We start from the raw sequence: 15,394 nt of genomic DNA, 5'->3' as shown, positions 1-15,394 counted from the left end.
TTAGATCTCAACCGAGGCGGGCGCAAGCCCGCTTCTTCATTTGTCGTTGGTTCTGCATTTTTCAAGATTGTGAAAGTCAAAAATCAAAGAAGTCTTCTTTGCACATCCAACACTTTTGCCAACTCTTTCTGTGAAATGAAGTTCATCAACAGCAAGATGTTCCCCAACGGAACTTTTCTGTCCAAGTTGCTTTGAAAATTCAACGCAACGGCGAGCTTTGCGTCATCCAACAAACCTAGAGCCGTGAGCATCTCACCGAGCTTAGGTTTAGCCGAAAATTCTACCAGTTCTCCTCCACAATTCTGGCACTTCTTCTCCAAATGGTACTTGATCGACGTTGCAGAGTAGTAAACTTCTCCACAGTTTTTACAGACGCATCTGTAATTCACACCCTCGTCCCCCCAACGAGCCCTCATAACTTATATTATAACGAAAGCGGGCACGAGCCCGCCTTTTCAAAATGTCAGGTTTTTAACCTGGCACGTCGTACCAATACGTTGCGTAGAAACCGAAAGGTATTCCATCCCACCACGTGATACCTGCGATCGCACGTTTGCTCGGTGTTTTGAGTGTTTGGGTGAAGATGTAGCCATCGAACCTCTGATCGTCTTGAGTGTTGTTGGGTGTTTGAGCGAAATCGACGGAGAAAACTATTCGATGGCCGAGGCTGGTCGTTTTACCGGTGTAACCTGGTCCAGTCATGCCTGCGATGTTGTCTTGGGGATTTTTCAATATCATGTAAGTCAGATTGTACTTCTTTCTATCCGCAGTTTCGATGTAACCGCTCCCACCTTTGAAGAACACGAGGGTGGCTTCCCAACCATCCCAGTAAATCTTCCATACAGAACCGTAAGAACCAAGCACATCAACCTCTTGTACCGTGGTGGTCAACAAGGGTACGAACGGGATGTTCGGCTTGATCGGTTGAAACTGTGCAAAACTCAATGTCACGACCATGAAGGAAATTGCCAACAGGAATTTTTTCACCTTCATCCCCTCCTCAGGATGGATGATCCCATTGTAAAGTATTTTTGATTAGAAAAACATTAGAGTTTGTCTGGTTCAAATCGCTTTTCTCAGTGAAACTGATTGTACAATCACAGTAGAGGTCGAAATGGAAATTATTTGAAGAAAGGCTGTGAAAAGATTGTATGCAATTTCAAACATGTTTTCCAAGTGTTGAAAGTCCTTTCGGTATCGTGATATTCGGAGCTTCGGGTGATCTCACCAGCCGAAAGTTGATACCTGCACTGTGCCAACTCTATACGTCCAACATTCTGAGACGTGATTTTTTCATTTTGGGTGTTGCGAGGACCAAGATGAGTGACGATGAGTTCAGATCGCGCTTCAAGTGTGATGGAGAATTTCTGAAGCGTTGTTACTACACGAGCGTCGTTTACGATGATCCGAGCAGTTATTCTTCGTTGATCGAAAAGTTGGATTTTTTGGAAAAGCGCCACAGAACGAATAGAAATAGAATCTTCTATCTCGCCGTGCCACCCGAGGTTTATCCCCACACGGTCGAAAATCTCGGTCGACTTGGCTTGAACCGTGAAGAGCACAACTTTTCGCGCATCGTCGTGGAAAAGCCTTTCGGGAGAGACCTCTCATCGGCACTTGAACTTGAAAAAACTCTGCAGAGATATTTCTCAGAAAGCCAGATCTATCGGATAGATCACTATCTTGGGAAAGAGACAGTTCAGAACGTTCTGATCTTCAGATTCGGTAACTTCATCTTCGAAGAGATCTGGAACAACAAGTTCATCGATCATGTTCAAATAACGATCGCTGAAGATATAGGTGTGGAGCATAGGGCTGGTTATTTCGAATCTGTAGGTCTCCTGCGCGATCTGTTTCAAAACCACATGCTTCAGATGCTCTCGATCGTGGCGATGGAACCCCCCTCCTTGATGGATGCTGAAAGTTTCAGGACTGAACGTGTGAAACTTTTAAAATCGATCAGGCCGTTGTCTGTGAAAGATTTGAAGAGTGTGGTGGTCAGAGGTCAATATTCTTCAGGGACTGTGAATGGGAAAGTCGTGCGGGCCTACAGGGAAGAGCCAGGCGTGGCGAGCGATTCGAACGTGGAAACTTTCGTGGCCATGAAACTGTTCATAGACAACTGGCGCTGGAGCAACGTGCCGTTCTACTTGAGGGCTGGGAAAAGGTTGGCGAAGAGACTAGCAGAGATCGCAGTCTTTTTCAAAAACATTCCCCATTCCGTGTTTCCCAACATTCCTGCAGGAGCTATAGAACCGAACGCGATCGTTTTCACACTGCAACCAGACGAATCGATCGTGCTAAAGTTCAACGTCAAACGTCCTTGTCCCACCATCTTCTTGGAACAACTCGATATGCGTTTCAAATACGAAGACTATTTCGGTGTGAAGCTTCCCGATGCTTACGAGCGGTTGCTCCTGGACGTCATCTTGGGCGATTCCTCACTGTTCGTTAGAAAAGATGACATGGAGGTTTCTTGGCAGTTGCTCGATCCAGTCCTAAAAGAATGGCAGGAAAAACCCAAGTTGTACGAGCCCCATCTCTATCCTGCGGGAAGCTGGGGGCCGAAAGAGGCAGACGATCTGATCGAGAGAGATGGTCGTAAATGGCGAAAGCCGTGATACACGTTTCACAGCAAGATTTCTACGATTTTTCCCTCATGCTGATAGCTTCAAAGATCGAAGAGGTTCTATCGCGAAAGCCCAATCTCAAAATCGTTCTGGCTGGGGGTAGAACCCCACTACCGCTCTATGAAAGATTGATCCAAATTGACCTTCCATGGGACGAGTTTGAATTCTTCCTGAGCGATGAAAGGTTCGTGCCTCTCGATTCGAACGACAGCAACTTCAAAGCCATCAACGAAGTGTTCTTCAGCAAGTTGAACCCTTCGCCACGGGGTGTTCATTTCTTCAGAACAGACCTTGAACCGGCTGAGGCCTTAAACTCGTACACCGAACTGCTCAGAAAGCACGCACCTGAAGGTTTCGACCTTGCCATCCTTGGGATGGGCGAAGATGGACACGTGGCATCGATCTTTGAACTTGACGATTCTGTCTGGCGAGAAGATGTCGTGTTCGTTGCACCGTCTGGAACACCGAAGGTCCCACGGATCAGTCTGACGTTAAAAACGCTCAACAGGACAGACCATGTGATCTTTCTGATCGCTGGCCAAGAGAAAAAGAAAAAACTTCACGAAATGTTCAGCGGAAAGATTCTCCCAGCCGCTTTCGTGGAAGGTAGGAGAGAAACCGTCTGGCTCGTCAGCGGTTGATTCGATTTCCCCCAAACCGTTTCTTTGACGACATGTCCACATCTTTTGTGAAAGTTCCACACTTTGCAGTGATTTTTCAGCTCAACTTCACCATGGCAACTGAACTGTTCTTGAAATTCTAGTCTGCCAAAATGAATCTTGGAATGTTTCTGAACTTATTTTGAAGCTACTGAGCGCTGGCTGTAGAAAACGTTCGAAGCTTCGTTGAGGTTTGCGATCTGAATTTAGACTTTTTTGGTCTGTTCATCTTTACAAAGATTGAGATCGATGGTAAAATATCAATAAGAAAGGGAGCTTTGCGCTCCCTGATTTGGTGGGCTCGGGAGGCTTCGAACCCCCGACCACCCGGTTATGAGCCGGGCGCTCTACCCACTGAGCTACGAGCCCGTGACCACAGTTCATTATACAGCTTGCCCTTGCGAGTGTCAAGGGCTTTGAGGGCGGTGATCACCTTGGAGACCGAGGCTCTAAAGCTCGACCCGATCCGAAGACTCATGAAGCGTTATCCCCGAATCGTCGTGATCAAGGCTGCCTTAATGATACTCCAGTCTGGGCAGAAGATGAGTGAAGAAAACATAGAAAAAGCTTTGAAAGAGATATTGAGTGATGAGGAAGAAAGCAGGGATTGATCCCTGCTTTCTTCGTTGTGCGAAGGGAGGTAGGCGGATGCAGGAAAAACTAGAAAAGTTGTTGCAGTTTCTCAAGAGCAAGGGAGCACGTTACGCGGATATTCGCTATGAAGAACATGTGAGACAAGAACTGTTCGTCGAAAACGGTGTACTCAAGAGCTTCTCTAACAGTGTCGATGTGGGTACGGGTATAAGGGTGTTGTATGAGAACGGCTGGGGGTTCGCAGCCACGGACGAACGGAGCGAGGCTGCTCTCGAAAAAACCGCTTTGAAAGCTTTGGAGATCGCTATGGCCTCGAACAAGAGAGCGAACAAGCAAGTTCAACTCGCACCGGAACCTGTGCACAAAGCAGCTTTCAAATCCCCTGTGATGAAGGATCCTTTCTTGGTGAGCGAGAATGAAAAGATAGAGATTTTGAAGATGGCCACGTTGAAGATGAAGGAAAATCCGAAGGTTGTGCGCGCCACAGGTTCGATGAACTTTCGAAGGATCGACAAACTGTTTCTGAACACGGAGGGTTCTTTGATCAGCCAGGAGATCTACATAACTGGTGCGGGCATAGAAGCGAACGCTGTGGGGGAGGGTGGTTTTCAGAAAAGATCTTATCCTGCAAGCTTCGGTGGAGACCACGCCACGAGGGGATGGGAGTTCGTGGAAGACATGAAATTGCTCGAGCACGCACCGAAGGTTGCGGAAGAAGCGGTCATGTTGTTGGACGCACCAGAGATAGAACCCGGTGAGTACGACGTCATCATCTCTGGTAATCAATTGGCTTTGCAGATACACGAATCTTGTGGTCATCCGAGCGAGTTGGACAGAGTGATGGGTTCTGAGTTGAGCTTCGCCGGTGGAAGTTTTCTTGGACTCGACAAGCTCGGCAAGCTCAAATATGGAAGTGAGCACGTCAGCATCACGGCGGATGCGACCGTTCCAGGTGGACTTGGGAGCTTCGGTTTCGATGATGAAGGTGTAAAGGCTCAAAAGAGCTACATCGTTCGGAACGGCTTGTTCGTCGGCTATCTGATGGACCGACAGACTGCCGCGGAACTCGGTTTGAGGTCCAACGGTGCGGCGCGCGCGGACAGCTGGTCCCATCCACCGATCATCAGGATGACGAACATAAACCTCTTGCCGGGCAAATACACCCTGGAAGAACTCATCGCAGGGATAGATTACGGTTTTCTTTTGGATACGAACAAGAGCTGGTCCATAGACGATCTGAGATTGAACTTTCAATTCGCCACGGAGATCGCTTACGAAATAAAGGGTGGAAAACTCACAGGAAGGATTTTCAAAAACCCCGTGTACTACGATATCACACCGAACTTCTGGAACAAGTGTGACGGTGTAGCGAACGAGTCTTTCTGGCACGTGTGGGGCGTGCCGAACTGTGGGAAAGGCCAACCCATGCAGGTGATGCACGTGGGTCACGGTGCATCTCCAGCCAGATTCAGAAAGGTGAAGGTGGGTGTGAAAAGATGAGGGGCGAAACTTTCTACAGAAATCTGTTCAGGTTGATGAACGAACATTTCATCGGTATGAAATTCCTCGCCGTGGTTTGGGAGCAAGACCAAGCGCTCACACGTTTTGCGAACAGTCAAATCCACCAGAACGTTGCCGAAAGGAAGATTTCTCTATCGGTTCTCGCCACCAAGGATAACAAGCTTGCGCTCGTAACGAGCAACGACTTGACGGTGAGTGGTTTGAAATCGCTCCGTGAAAAGCTCGAGAAGATGCTCGAGGTCGCAACGCCTCTGGACTATCAATTCAAGCTTCCTGAGGTCTCGGTTGGTTATCCCGTGGAGAACGTGGATGAATCTCTCAAGAAAGTCTTTGCCGAGCAGAGGGCGAGCGTTTTCGATAGGATGTTGAAGATCGCTGGAAAAGATGTGCTCATCTTTGGTTACGTGAGCGACAACGTCACGGAGAACGTGATCATGAGTTCGAATGGGACTTTCTTGTATCAATCTTTCGGTGGTGTGAATTTCAACGTGGTGGCGATGCACGATTCTGGCAGTGGTTATGCCTCCGGTGTGGCGAGGAACTATGAAGCTCTGAACGTGGATGAGAAGGTCGAGCGCGCGGTGAGGTTCGCGAAGATGTCGAAACAACCTGTGGAGATAGACCCAGGGAGTTACACCGTCGTGCTGGGGCCCGAAGCGGTGAGCGATCTGTTCATGTATTTTGGCTGGCTCTGCACGAATGGTTACACGCACGAGCTCAAGATAAGTCCATCAGCGAAACATCTCGGCAACAAAATAGGGCCAGATGAGCTGAACGTGTTCGACGATCCAACGCATCCGATGCAGATACCTCTGTTTTATGATCTGTGTGGAAAAAAGAGAGAAAAGATGCCCATCATCGAAAACGGGATTTTCAAAAATGTTTTCTATGCCCACGGCGCAGCGATGAGGTTCAACAAGAAACCCACAGGTCATTCCTTCAGCTTGGACGATCTAGATTTGAGCACGCCGGTCAACCTCGTGGTGGAAGCTGGTAGCGTTCCAGTCGAAGAGATCATCAAAAGCACTGAAAAAGGTATCTACGTGAACAGGTTCCACTACATGAACATAGTCAATCACCAAGAGGCGATCTTCACAGGTATGACTCGAGACGGTACGTTCATCATCGAAAAAGGTCAACTCACCAAGCCGATAAAGAACATGAGATTCAACGTAAGCTTCTTCGAAATGACGCAGAACATAGAAGCGATATCTAAAGAGCTCGAATCGGTAGCTTCAGAATACACCCCACAGGTCGCACCGTACATGAAGATCAAAAACTTCAAATTCACTTCCAAAACTGCATGAAAATTCAAAAAAACCGCCTCGAGCAAAGGCCCGAGGCGGTTTCATTGCCTTTCAAAGATGCAACTTCAATTCGATCCAAACACCGTCCACCAAGCGGAATCTCCCCAAAAATCTGAAAGGATCGTGGAAGTTGCGTCAGATTCAATCTCTCCAATAACATATATTTCATGACCGTTCAGTGTGACTGTGGCTTCGATCGTGATAGTTTCAGTTGCCGGTTGATCGATCCTCACACCGATTTTGAATAAACCTGAAAGATGAGACAGATCGATCTGGCTGGTTGTGTAAGTTAATTCTTCTAGTATTGAGCCAAGTAAGTTGTAGATCGTCACCGAAGCGTTGGTGGTGAGGTTTGTGTTCAACTTCAATTTGAACTGTGAACTGAAATTATAAGTTTTCGTCGAATCGTTCGTCAAATTGACGATCTCTTCTATTTGCCTTTCTTCTTCCATTCTCCAATTGATGGCCCATCCCATAGGTCCTGAATAAGGAGCCCAGCATCTTTCCCAGCTGTCTGGCCCACCGAGTATCAATTGATATTGGCCAGCATCGATGTTGGAAAAGCGTGCCACACCATCAAAATCAGTTTTGGCATAGTAATCTCCACCGGCACCGTTTAGACGTTTCAACCTCACAAAGACCGTTGGAATGCGCCATTCTTCATAAGCGTCTGTCACTACGACATCGAAGGACAATCCGCCTGAAGATGGTAAAGATGCTGTTGAAGCGTTCTTTGCGTTGATCAAGCCATAACCAGAGCTGTAATCGAAGCCAGGTTCATCTATGTCGAAAGCTGTTTGTTGGATCAATCTTCTAATTTGCCATGGTTTTGCGTTGGGATACTTTTCCAACAACAGTGCGATGACGCCCGTCACGTGTGGGGCAGCCATGGACGTACCTTCATAATAGTCGTAAGTTCCATTGTTTGCAGACGAAACTACGGAATGACCTTCATAGCCTACAGAATTTTGTCCAGCTACTGTTGAAAGCACCTTCACCCCGGGTGCTGCCACCGTTATGGCATCGCTCCTGCTGGAAAACCACACAGTTCTGTATTGACCACCGTGGTATTCCGCCGCAGCAACCTGTATCACCCCAGGATAGTTCGCTGGATAGAGAAAGTGCTGAATTGAATGATCGTTCCCTGCCGAAACGACCATGATCACCCCACGATCCAATGCGTAATCGAAGGCCAATTTCAACGTATGACTGTAGCCCCATCCTCCCCAAGAATGGTTCATCACGTTCGCACCATGATCGACAGCCCAGATGATTCCTTCGGCAACTTCATCGTCACCAACGTAAACGTAATCACCTGTGATTGGATCAAATTCGAATATGACTATAGGCATTATTTTAGCGTCGGGTGCCACACCCACGATGCCTTTACCATCACGTTTGGCTGCTATGGTCCCCGCCACGTGAGTGCCGTGCGCACCACCGAAGGAAGAATCAGAGTTTGGAGGTAAGATTTCATCACTTGAAGGTTTATATCCTCCCATGACTTGACCGACGAGGTCAGGATGGGTACCATCCACCCCTGTATCGACTACGGCCACTGTGATGTATCTTCCGGTGAGTTGTGGCCAAACTTGAGGAGCGCCGATCGCTTCTAAACCCCAAAGTGCGTGGCTGAATTCTTCTTCACCTCTCAAAGAGGTGGTTTTCACTGTATCTATACTCTTGATCGTTGTATCATCGACGGGTAAAGGTTTGATGAGCTCTCTTTTGTAGCTCGGTTCGACGTACTTTATGCCGGAAATGTTGGCAGACTTGATCTTTTCGTAAGCTTCTTCGACGGTTCCATTGAACTTGATGGATATCATATTGATCTGGGGAAGATCCACCGCGATGGTTCCTTTCAAAAGTTCTACAACTTTCATCGCCGCCGATCTATCTTCGTAACCTACGAGCACCTTACCTTCGACGTATTCGCCATCCTTCAACTGGCCGAAGACTATCAAGTTCGTTTGTTTCGCTGACGTTGGCTCATTTTGAACTGGTTTTTGGCCGCTCACACTGTTAATTGGTGCAACGCATGAAACTAAAAGCAGAACGGCGAAAACGATCGATAGAAAGATCACACCGAATCTTTTCATCTTTCACACCCCCCTTCTCAGTTAGAACCGGTGGTGAAAGTATGATAAATAGCTGGTTCTACACGGAACGGATTAAATATAGGAGCATAGTCTGTATGAACGGCGTAAGCAACGGCGAGGAATCTTTTATTTTGATCTGCCAAGCTCAGTCCATTGTAGAGCAATCGAGCCACTAAAAGTTCGTTTCCCCAAGAATAAGTCTTGTTGGCTTGAAGTTTGTCGAAAGGATATGGAGAATCTGCAGCAAAATCTACCCAGTACGTGTTAGGATTCTTCTCTATATAGTAATCACTGAATTTCACCTGAACCGTTGGGTTAGGATTGGCTGGTGTGGCTGGAACAAAGAAATAGTAATATGGTATGCCGTTAATGATATTTACCAATCTGTAGCGTCCCGCGGTATTAACCGTCAGATCGTACAACCAAATATCCCAGAAGTATTCCAACGAGCGCGTCGTATCGTTGGCTGGTGGAACGTAGGCTTCAAGGCCTTTGAACCGCCATGCGAAGGTTGGATCTCTCGAAACGTTCGTTGCACCGTTCAGAGGACCGATGTATTCGATCTGAAACATTGGAAGGGGTGTGACGGAACCTATCACAGTTTTCGTAGCTTCATATCCATCGTACACCGATGCGACGGCATACCAAGTTTCCTTGCCAACGCTCAAGAGGGGTGAAGAGTCTCTGAAAAAGTTTCGTGATGAATCCACAGTTGCTATCGGAACGAAGTTCGTCCCATCGAAAGATCTGTAGATCTTATAAGCTTTCGGTGGGGTTGTGGAGGAAAACTGAGTTGAACTTGCATGTGGCAACCATCTGACTTCGATCCACAGGTTCGTTTTGTCGTCTGGTGAAGCCATCGGAGCGAACTCGAAATCTTCAAATTTCAAAGGCTGTCTTGGTATATTGAACTTTTCAATGGGTGGTTTACTGTAAAACTCACTGGCACCGTTTTTCGTGTAGGCTATCAAATCTGGTTGTATAGGAGGTCTGCTACTTATCCTTTCTACAAGGTATGGATTGACTGAAACAGCGTTCCTCACCACGTTGAGCCATACTATTTTTTCCACTTTGTTGTCGTTGTGATCATAAACATCTACGATGAGTGGTACAAGCCCATCGAACTCTTTCACACTGAGAAGTCCTTCAAGTGAGGATGAATAACTGATTAACCTTGGAGCTGTGAAGAAACTGGTACCAGGTACCCCACCCACTTTTGCGTAAATGGTGTTTATTCCTTCGTTGAATTCGATCGGTGTTGCCGTCACACTGACGTAGATTGTATCTTGAGTAACGTTGTTCGGATCGATCTCGGTGGTTTTGCTGGCGTTGGTGTAGATTTTGACGTTCACCGATATAGGAATTTCCGTTTTCGTTTCAGCGTAAGCAGCTTTTCTCAAGGTGGTGGTCAGCTCAAAAGTTTGATCTTCTTGTAATCTTACACCGAAGATCACAGTCTTTGCGTGTGTTGGTTTGCTGATGAACACGTTCAACAACTCTTGAGCCGAATCCAACCTGACGAGGAAGGAGGCTTTTCCATCCGCATCGGTCGAACCAAAACCACGAACGTTTCCCGAATCATCCTTGACGATGACCGTTGCTCCCAAGACCGCTGGGCCAGAGTTGAACTGTGTCACGTAGATCGTGAACGTGCCAGATGGTTTAACGATCACTCGAAACGATTTTGTTATTTCCTGACCAGCTTTGGTACGGGCAGCGATTGTTATGTTGAATGTGCCTTTCGAATCTGGCGTCCAAGAGTAAACACCGTTGGACACACTGCCAGGTCCTTCTTTCAAAACGATCGTTTCTACAACTTTGTCTGGATCGTTGAGATAATCGGCGAGGTTCACAGTTACGGACAATCCTTTCCCTGTGACTCGATCTGGTATGTCTTGCCAGGTTGGAGTTGCTGGGATTGTTGGAGTTGCTGGCGGAGTTGGACCAGAAGGAGTCGGTGCAGTGGCAAGACAAGCAGATAGAATTGCCAGCACTGAAACAACCACACTCAGTAAGATGAGCTGACGTTTCAAAACCATCCTGAAACACCCCCCAAGCTTCAGGTTCATCTTTGTTTAATATTATAACCACAATACAGCTTACAAATTCATCTCTTCATCTATAATGAAGCAGTGTGAATCTTCATTCGGGTCTTGAAACGTGCCGTTTTTGATGGTATCATTAATACCGTGGTCGGGGCGTAGCGCAGACGGCTAGCGCGCCTGCCTTGGGAGCAGGAGGTCGCTGGTTCAAGTCCAGTCGCCCCGACCAATTTTTATTTGAGCTCGATCAACTCCTTTTTCTTTGCCAGCGCTTCGTCCACATCGATTTTCAAGATCTCGAACTCGACGTCTTTCAAAAGTGAAAGGAATATCCTTCTGTACTCGGCGTTGTTGAACATACCTCCAAAACCATAGACCTTATCGGCGTTCGTTGCGCCCAGCACTTGCTTGACCCTGTCGACGAGTAACTTGATCTCTTTCTTCATGATCCTTCGAACGAGCTCCGTGTCGGGCATGGCTTTCGCGAAGGAAGCTATTTTTTCTTTGAAATCGCTCAATCTTTGGAGGTTCGCAAGCTGTGGAAGTTCATCGTAACCGAAGTGTTCAAGCAACGAATTGAACACAGGATCAAAGCCTGAAAGTCCATCGAAGTACAATAAAGCTTCAATGATGATGTTTTTGACTATGCTGAACGCACTGCCTTCATCGTCGAACAGATGACCCCAACCACCGCTCCTGATGAATTTCCCGTTTTGGTCCACTCCCACGACGATCGAACCTGTACCAGCTATGGCGATCGTGAGAGGTTGACCAGAATAACAACAAACGATCAAACCTTCAGCGTCTGAAAAGATGGAATTTTTTGAATGAGGAAATATTTTCTCGATCAATTCACGGAGGATCGCTTTCCTTTGGGGATCTCCAGCACCGGAGAATGCGGCTCTGACTTCATCGACTGGGCCAGACCAACTCTTCACTTCTTTGACGATCCGTTCCAATTCCAAAACGTTCACAGCACTTATGTTGACACCCTTTTCGAACGTTTTTCGCTTCAAAGTCTTTCCATCCTTCACCAAGGTGGCTTTCAAGCTGGTCCCACCGCCATCGAGTCCCAGCACGATCATGTGCATCCCTCCTTTTCAAACGTTCCAATCGCGAGTATAATATCAACGGAGGCGTGTCCGAACTGGCTAAGGAGCCGGTCTTGAAAACCGGTGGGGGCGAAGCCCCCTTGTGGGTTCGAATCCCACCGCCTCCGCCAGCGTTCAAGACATCTATGGGAGGTTTTGCGCATGCCTTTGGTGAGTTCGAAGGAGATGTTCGAAAAGGCCTACGGTAAGTACGCTATAGGTGCTTTTAACGTGAACAACATGGAAATCCTTCAAGGTGTGATCGAGGCAGCCAAAGAAGAGAGAGCACCCGTGATCCTTCAGATCTCTGCAGGTGCCCGCAAGTACGCCAAGCAGACCTATCTGATCAAGCTCATACAGGCCGCCTTGGAAGATGCTCCAGATATTCCCATCTGTGTCCATCTGGACCACGGTGATTCGTTTGAACTGTGCAAAGCCGTCATAGATACAGGCTTCTTCACCTCCGTCATGATCGACGGTTCGCATTTGCCCTTCGAGGAGAACGTGAAGCTCACCAAGCAAGTCGTCGATTACGCCCACGCGCGCGGTGTCGTGGTGGAAGGGGAGCTCGGCAGGCTCGTCGGTGTCGAGGAACACGTGGTGGTTAGCGAGAGGGAAGCGTCTATGACCGATCCAGAAAAGGCCGTTGAGTTCGTCCACAGGACGGGCGTCGACTCTTTGGCGATCGCGATCGGTACCAGCCACGGTGCTTACAAGTTCAAAGGTGAACCAAAGCTAGATTTTGAACGACTCGGAGAGATCGCCAAAAGACTGCCAGGTTTTCCTCTGGTACTCCATGGGGCTTCGAGCGTTCTCTCAGATTTGGTTGAGAAGGCGAACAAGTACGGTGGAAAGCTCGAAGGTGCACAGGGCGTGCCAGAAGAAATGATCAGGAAGGCTACAACGATGGGTATATGTAAAGTCAACATCGACACCGATCTGAGACTCGCCATGACGGCGACCATCCGTGAGGTGTTCGCGCTGCATCCTGAAGAGTTCGATCCGAGAAAGTACCTCGGTCCGGCGCGCGAAGCGATAAAGCAAGTGGTCAAGCACAAGATGAGGAACGTTTTGGGATGTAGCAATCAAATTTAAAAGAGCTTGGCTGTATCGCTCCAGAGACCTTCGAGATCGTAGAACTCCCTTCCGTGCGCCGTGAAGATGTGTACGACGATGTCTCCAGCGTCTATCAACAACCAATCGTAGCCTTCACCTTTGTCGAAGTAGATGAGATTGTGGTTGTTCTCTAGGAAGAACTCCACCACCGCATCTCTCAAGGTGCTCATGTGCGTCTGTGAGTTTGCCGTCGCGATCACGAAGAAATCCGCAGGCATTGGGGTTTTTCTCATATCTAGTACCACAGTGTTGATCGCTTCTTTTTGATTCATCACATCGAGCAATCTTTTCAAAATCTCCATCTCATCACTCCACGGTCACACTCTTGGCCAGATTCCTCGGCTTGTCCGGATCGTGTCCGAGCGCATCGGCTATGTAGTAAGCGAACAGCTGAATGATGGGTCCCATGAGGATCGGATAGAGTTGTTCAGGAAAACTGTTCACGCTGATCGTATCGTCCACGATGTCGTGCACATCGTCACAATCATCACTCGTGAGCGCTATCACCTTCGCCTTGCGCGCTTTGCATTCTATGATGTTGTTCTTCATCTTGCTGTAGAGTTTGTCCATGGGGACTATGGCGAAGACTGGGAACTCTGGACCAAGTAATGCGATCGGACCGTGCTTCAGTTCTCCCGCTGGATAGGCGGTGGCGTGTATGTAACTTATCTCTTTGAGTTTCAACGCCCCTTCGAGTGCCGTTGGATAACTGTAACCTCTGCCTATGTACATGAAATGTTGAAAGTCTTTGTATTTCAAGCTGATTTCCTTTACGAGTTCTGATCTGTTGAGCACGGCGTCGAGCACTTCGGGGAGGCGCAACAGACTGTCCAAAATTTTCGCGCATTCTTGGTTCCATTGGTCCTTGAGTTCGATCACTTTCAAACCGAGCAGATGTAAAAGTACGAGTTGCGTCACATAACTTTTCGTTGCGGCAACGCTCATCTCCGGTCCTGCGTTGAGTAACAGTGTGCGATCCGCCTCACGCATCAAGGTGGAACCAACGACGTTGGTGATGGCGATGATCTTCGCTCCTTTGGACTTCGCCAAGCGTATCGATTCGAGCGTGTCTGCCGTCTCACCGGACTGGGACACCGCGATCACGACGGTGTCTGAATCGAAGTTGGGTTTTTTGTATCTGAACTCGGATGAAACTTCCGCGTCCACCGAAACGTTCGACATGTTTTCGAGAAAGTATTTGAACGACAAAGCAGCGTAACTACTCGTACCGCACGCAACGACCTTCAAGTTGTTCGCTTTTTTCAGAAGATCCTGAAGGTCCTCTATCTCCGGCAGGTTCACCTTGCCAGATCTGATCCTTCCCGTGAGCGTGGCTGTAACGCAAGAGGGTTCTTCGAAGATCTCTTTCAACATGTAATGTTTGTAACCAAACTTCTGTGCCGTCTCGTACGACCAGTCTATGCGGACGATCTTGCGTTCCTTCTTTCTTCCCAGAACGTCGAAGATCTCGAAGCGATCCACGGTGATGTAGAAGATGTCACCATCTTCCAAAAAGACCATGTCTCTGGAGTATTTGAGCAAGGGTGTCACGTCGGAAGCGAGTCCGGCGATCTCGCCGTTGGTGGTCAAGATCAAAGGAGAACCTTTCCTCGCACCGACGATGGTGTTTGGATGGTCCACGTGGATCACCGCGATGGCGAAACTTCCCTGCAACAATTTGACGGCTTTGCGTACGGCATCCAGGAGATCGCCATCGTAGTATTCTTCGATCAGGTGTGGTATGACCTCCGTGTCGGTGTCGGATACGAACTTGTGTCCAACTTCTTCGAGTCTTTTTCTGAGTTCTTTGAAATTCTCTATGATCCCGTTGTGCACCACGCAGAGTTTGTTCTGACAGTCAGTGTGTGGATGGGCGTTGATGTCGTTCGGCTCTCCGTGCGTTGCCCAGCGTGTGTGCGCTATGCCGATCGTTATCCTTTCACCGATCATCTCGGCGAGTTTACTTTTTAAAGTTTCCACCTTACCTTTGTTCTTCTCTATGAAGAGTGAAGAGTTTTTGAGGAAAGCAACGCCCGCAGAATCGTAGCCTCGATATTCCAACCTCTCGAGGCCTTCCACAAGATCGGATAGGGTCACATCACCGACCAACCCCACTATCCCGCACACGTTGTATTTCACCCCCGATCGTCTCGACCAAGTTCATCTCCACACCCTTCAAAGCGACACTGATGGCGTTCTTTATCGCCGTTCTGTCTGAAGAGCCGTGTGCCTTCACCACGAGCCCGTTCACACCCAGTATGAACGCTCCACCGTAGGTTCTAGGATCGAGCGCGCCCATCATCCTGCGGAGGGATCTTGAAAGTAACAGTGCGCC

14 protein-coding genes and 3 tRNA genes are annotated in these 15,394 nt (G+C 48.2%); 8 read left to right on the top strand and 9 right to left on the bottom strand.

What is annotated here, in order from left to right:
* Nucleotides 1-83: 83 nt before the first annotated feature.
* Nucleotides 84-389 (bottom strand): hypothetical protein, encoded by a 306-nt coding sequence (locus NZ875_04795; GenBank protein MCS7175055.1) that lies wholly within the window; start codon nt 387-389, stop codon nt 84-86.
* A gap of 82 nt (nt 390-471) precedes the next feature.
* Nucleotides 472-987, bottom strand: a complete 516-nt coding sequence (locus tag NZ875_04790; GenBank protein MCS7175054.1) for a hypothetical protein — start codon at nt 985-987, stop codon at nt 472-474.
* 164 nt (nt 988-1,151) lie between these two features.
* On the opposite strand from NZ875_04790, the gene zwf reads away from it, so the two are divergent.
* Together zwf and pgl are read left to right on the top strand one after the other, a co-directional pair.
* Entirely contained in the window at nt 1,152-2,621 is a 1,470-nt protein-coding gene (zwf, locus tag NZ875_04785) for a glucose-6-phosphate dehydrogenase (protein MCS7175053.1), read from the top strand.
* Nucleotides 2,606-3,271: a 6-phosphogluconolactonase gene (pgl, locus tag NZ875_04780; protein MCS7175052.1), complete on the top strand. Its 666-nt coding sequence runs from the start codon at nt 2,606-2,608 to the stop codon at nt 3,269-3,271. The genes zwf and pgl overlap by 16 nt, the downstream gene beginning before the upstream one ends.
* Nucleotides 3,272-3,582: 311 nt before the next feature.
* Here the strand turns inward: pgl and NZ875_04775 are convergent.
* Nucleotides 3,583-3,658: transfer RNA gene (locus tag NZ875_04775), tRNA-Met, on the bottom strand.
* Nucleotides 3,659-3,714: 56 nt separating this feature from the next.
* On the opposite strand from NZ875_04775, the gene NZ875_04770 reads away from it, so the two are divergent.
* From NZ875_04770 to NZ875_04760, 3 genes are read left to right on the top strand one after another with little or no spacing between them, the layout of a single operon-like run.
* Nucleotides 3,715-3,900 carry a hypothetical protein gene (locus tag NZ875_04770; GenBank protein MCS7175051.1) on the top strand — a complete coding sequence of 62 codons (186 nt, stop codon included), beginning with the start codon at nt 3,715-3,717 and terminating at the stop codon, nt 3,898-3,900.
* A gap of 37 nt (nt 3,901-3,937) precedes the next feature.
* Nucleotides 3,938-5,383, top strand: coding sequence for a TldD/PmbA family protein (locus NZ875_04765; protein MCS7175050.1), 1,446 nt, complete (start codon nt 3,938-3,940; stop codon nt 5,381-5,383).
* Complete coding sequence (locus NZ875_04760; GenBank protein MCS7175049.1) at nt 5,380-6,711, top strand: TldD/PmbA family protein; 1,332 nt, start codon at nt 5,380-5,382, stop codon at nt 6,709-6,711. Before NZ875_04765 ends, NZ875_04760 begins: the two co-directional genes overlap by 4 nt.
* A gap of 65 nt (nt 6,712-6,776) precedes the next feature.
* On the opposite strand, the gene NZ875_04755 is transcribed toward NZ875_04760, so the two are convergent.
* Both NZ875_04755 and NZ875_04750 read right to left on the bottom strand, forming a co-directional pair.
* Entirely contained in the window at nt 6,777-8,810 is a 2,034-nt protein-coding gene (locus NZ875_04755; protein ID MCS7175048.1) for a S8 family serine peptidase, read from the bottom strand.
* Between the two features lie 17 nt (nt 8,811-8,827).
* Complete coding sequence (locus tag NZ875_04750) at nt 8,828-10,849, bottom strand: hypothetical protein (GenBank protein MCS7175047.1); 2,022 nt, start codon at nt 10,847-10,849, stop codon at nt 8,828-8,830.
* 155 nt (nt 10,850-11,004) lie between these two features.
* On the opposite strand from NZ875_04750, the gene NZ875_04745 reads away from it, so the two are divergent.
* Nucleotides 11,005-11,081, top strand: a tRNA-Pro gene (locus NZ875_04745).
* 4 nt (nt 11,082-11,085) lie between these two features.
* Here the strand turns inward: NZ875_04745 and NZ875_04740 are convergent.
* Nucleotides 11,086-11,937 (bottom strand): ATPase, encoded by an 852-nt coding sequence (locus NZ875_04740; GenBank protein MCS7175046.1) that lies wholly within the window; start codon nt 11,935-11,937, stop codon nt 11,086-11,088.
* 47 nt (nt 11,938-11,984) lie between these two features.
* On the opposite strand from NZ875_04740, the gene NZ875_04735 reads away from it, so the two are divergent.
* Together NZ875_04735 and fba are read left to right on the top strand one after the other, a co-directional pair.
* A tRNA-Ser gene (locus NZ875_04735) sits at nt 11,985-12,074 on the top strand.
* Nucleotides 12,075-12,105: 31 nt separating this feature from the next.
* Nucleotides 12,106-13,038 carry a class II fructose-1,6-bisphosphate aldolase gene (fba, locus tag NZ875_04730; GenBank protein ID MCS7175045.1) on the top strand — a complete coding sequence of 311 codons (933 nt, stop codon included), beginning with the start codon at nt 12,106-12,108 and terminating at the stop codon, nt 13,036-13,038.
* Here the strand turns inward: fba and rsfS are convergent.
* From rsfS to NZ875_04715, 3 genes are all read right to left on the bottom strand, one after another.
* A complete protein-coding gene (gene rsfS, locus NZ875_04725) occupies nt 13,035-13,361 on the bottom strand; it encodes a ribosome silencing factor (protein ID MCS7175044.1) in 327 nt (108 codons plus the stop codon). The genes fba and rsfS overlap by 4 nt on opposite strands.
* Nucleotides 13,362-13,365: 4 nt before the next feature.
* Nucleotides 13,366-15,186, bottom strand: a complete 1,821-nt coding sequence (gene glmS, locus NZ875_04720; protein MCS7175043.1) for a glutamine--fructose-6-phosphate transaminase (isomerizing) — start codon at nt 15,184-15,186, stop codon at nt 13,366-13,368.
* Nucleotides 15,158-15,394: phosphate acyltransferase (locus tag NZ875_04715; protein MCS7175042.1), on the bottom strand; the 237-nt coding region annotated here is incomplete at its 5' end. The genes NZ875_04715 and glmS, both read right to left, overlap by 29 nt.

Source organism: Pseudothermotoga sp. (assembly GCA_025060105.1).
GTDB lineage: Bacteria > Thermotogota > Thermotogae > Thermotogales > DSM-5069 > Pseudothermotoga_A.
The sequence above is the reverse complement of the archived record's forward strand: the minus strand, read 5'-3'. Positions and strand labels throughout refer to the sequence as shown.

What these genes read in the sequence shown, in the direction of transcription:
- zwf (MCS7175053.1), top strand. Translation starts at nt 1,152, where the DNA reads ATGCAATTTCAAACATGTTTTCCAAGTGTTGAAAGTCCTTTCGGTATC.
- pgl (MCS7175052.1), top strand. Translation starts at nt 2,606, where the DNA reads ATGGCGAAAGCCGTGATACACGTTTCACAGCAAGATTTCTACGATTTT.
- NZ875_04765 (MCS7175050.1), top strand. Translation starts at nt 3,938, where the DNA reads ATGCAGGAAAAACTAGAAAAGTTGTTGCAGTTTCTCAAGAGCAAGGGA.
- NZ875_04760 (MCS7175049.1), top strand. Translation starts at nt 5,380, where the DNA reads ATGAGGGGCGAAACTTTCTACAGAAATCTGTTCAGGTTGATGAACGAA.
- NZ875_04755 (MCS7175048.1), bottom strand. Translation starts at nt 8,810, where the DNA reads ATGAAAAGATTCGGTGTGATCTTTCTATCGATCGTTTTCGCCGTTCTG.
- NZ875_04750 (MCS7175047.1), bottom strand. Translation starts at nt 10,849, where the DNA reads ATGGTTTTGAAACGTCAGCTCATCTTACTGAGTGTGGTTGTTTCAGTG.
- NZ875_04740 (MCS7175046.1), bottom strand. Translation starts at nt 11,937, where the DNA reads ATGATCGTGCTGGGACTCGATGGCGGTGGGACCAGCTTGAAAGCCACC.
- fba (MCS7175045.1), top strand. Translation starts at nt 12,106, where the DNA reads ATGCCTTTGGTGAGTTCGAAGGAGATGTTCGAAAAGGCCTACGGTAAG.
- rsfS (MCS7175044.1), bottom strand. Translation starts at nt 13,361, where the DNA reads ATGGAGATTTTGAAAAGATTGCTCGATGTGATGAATCAAAAAGAAGCG.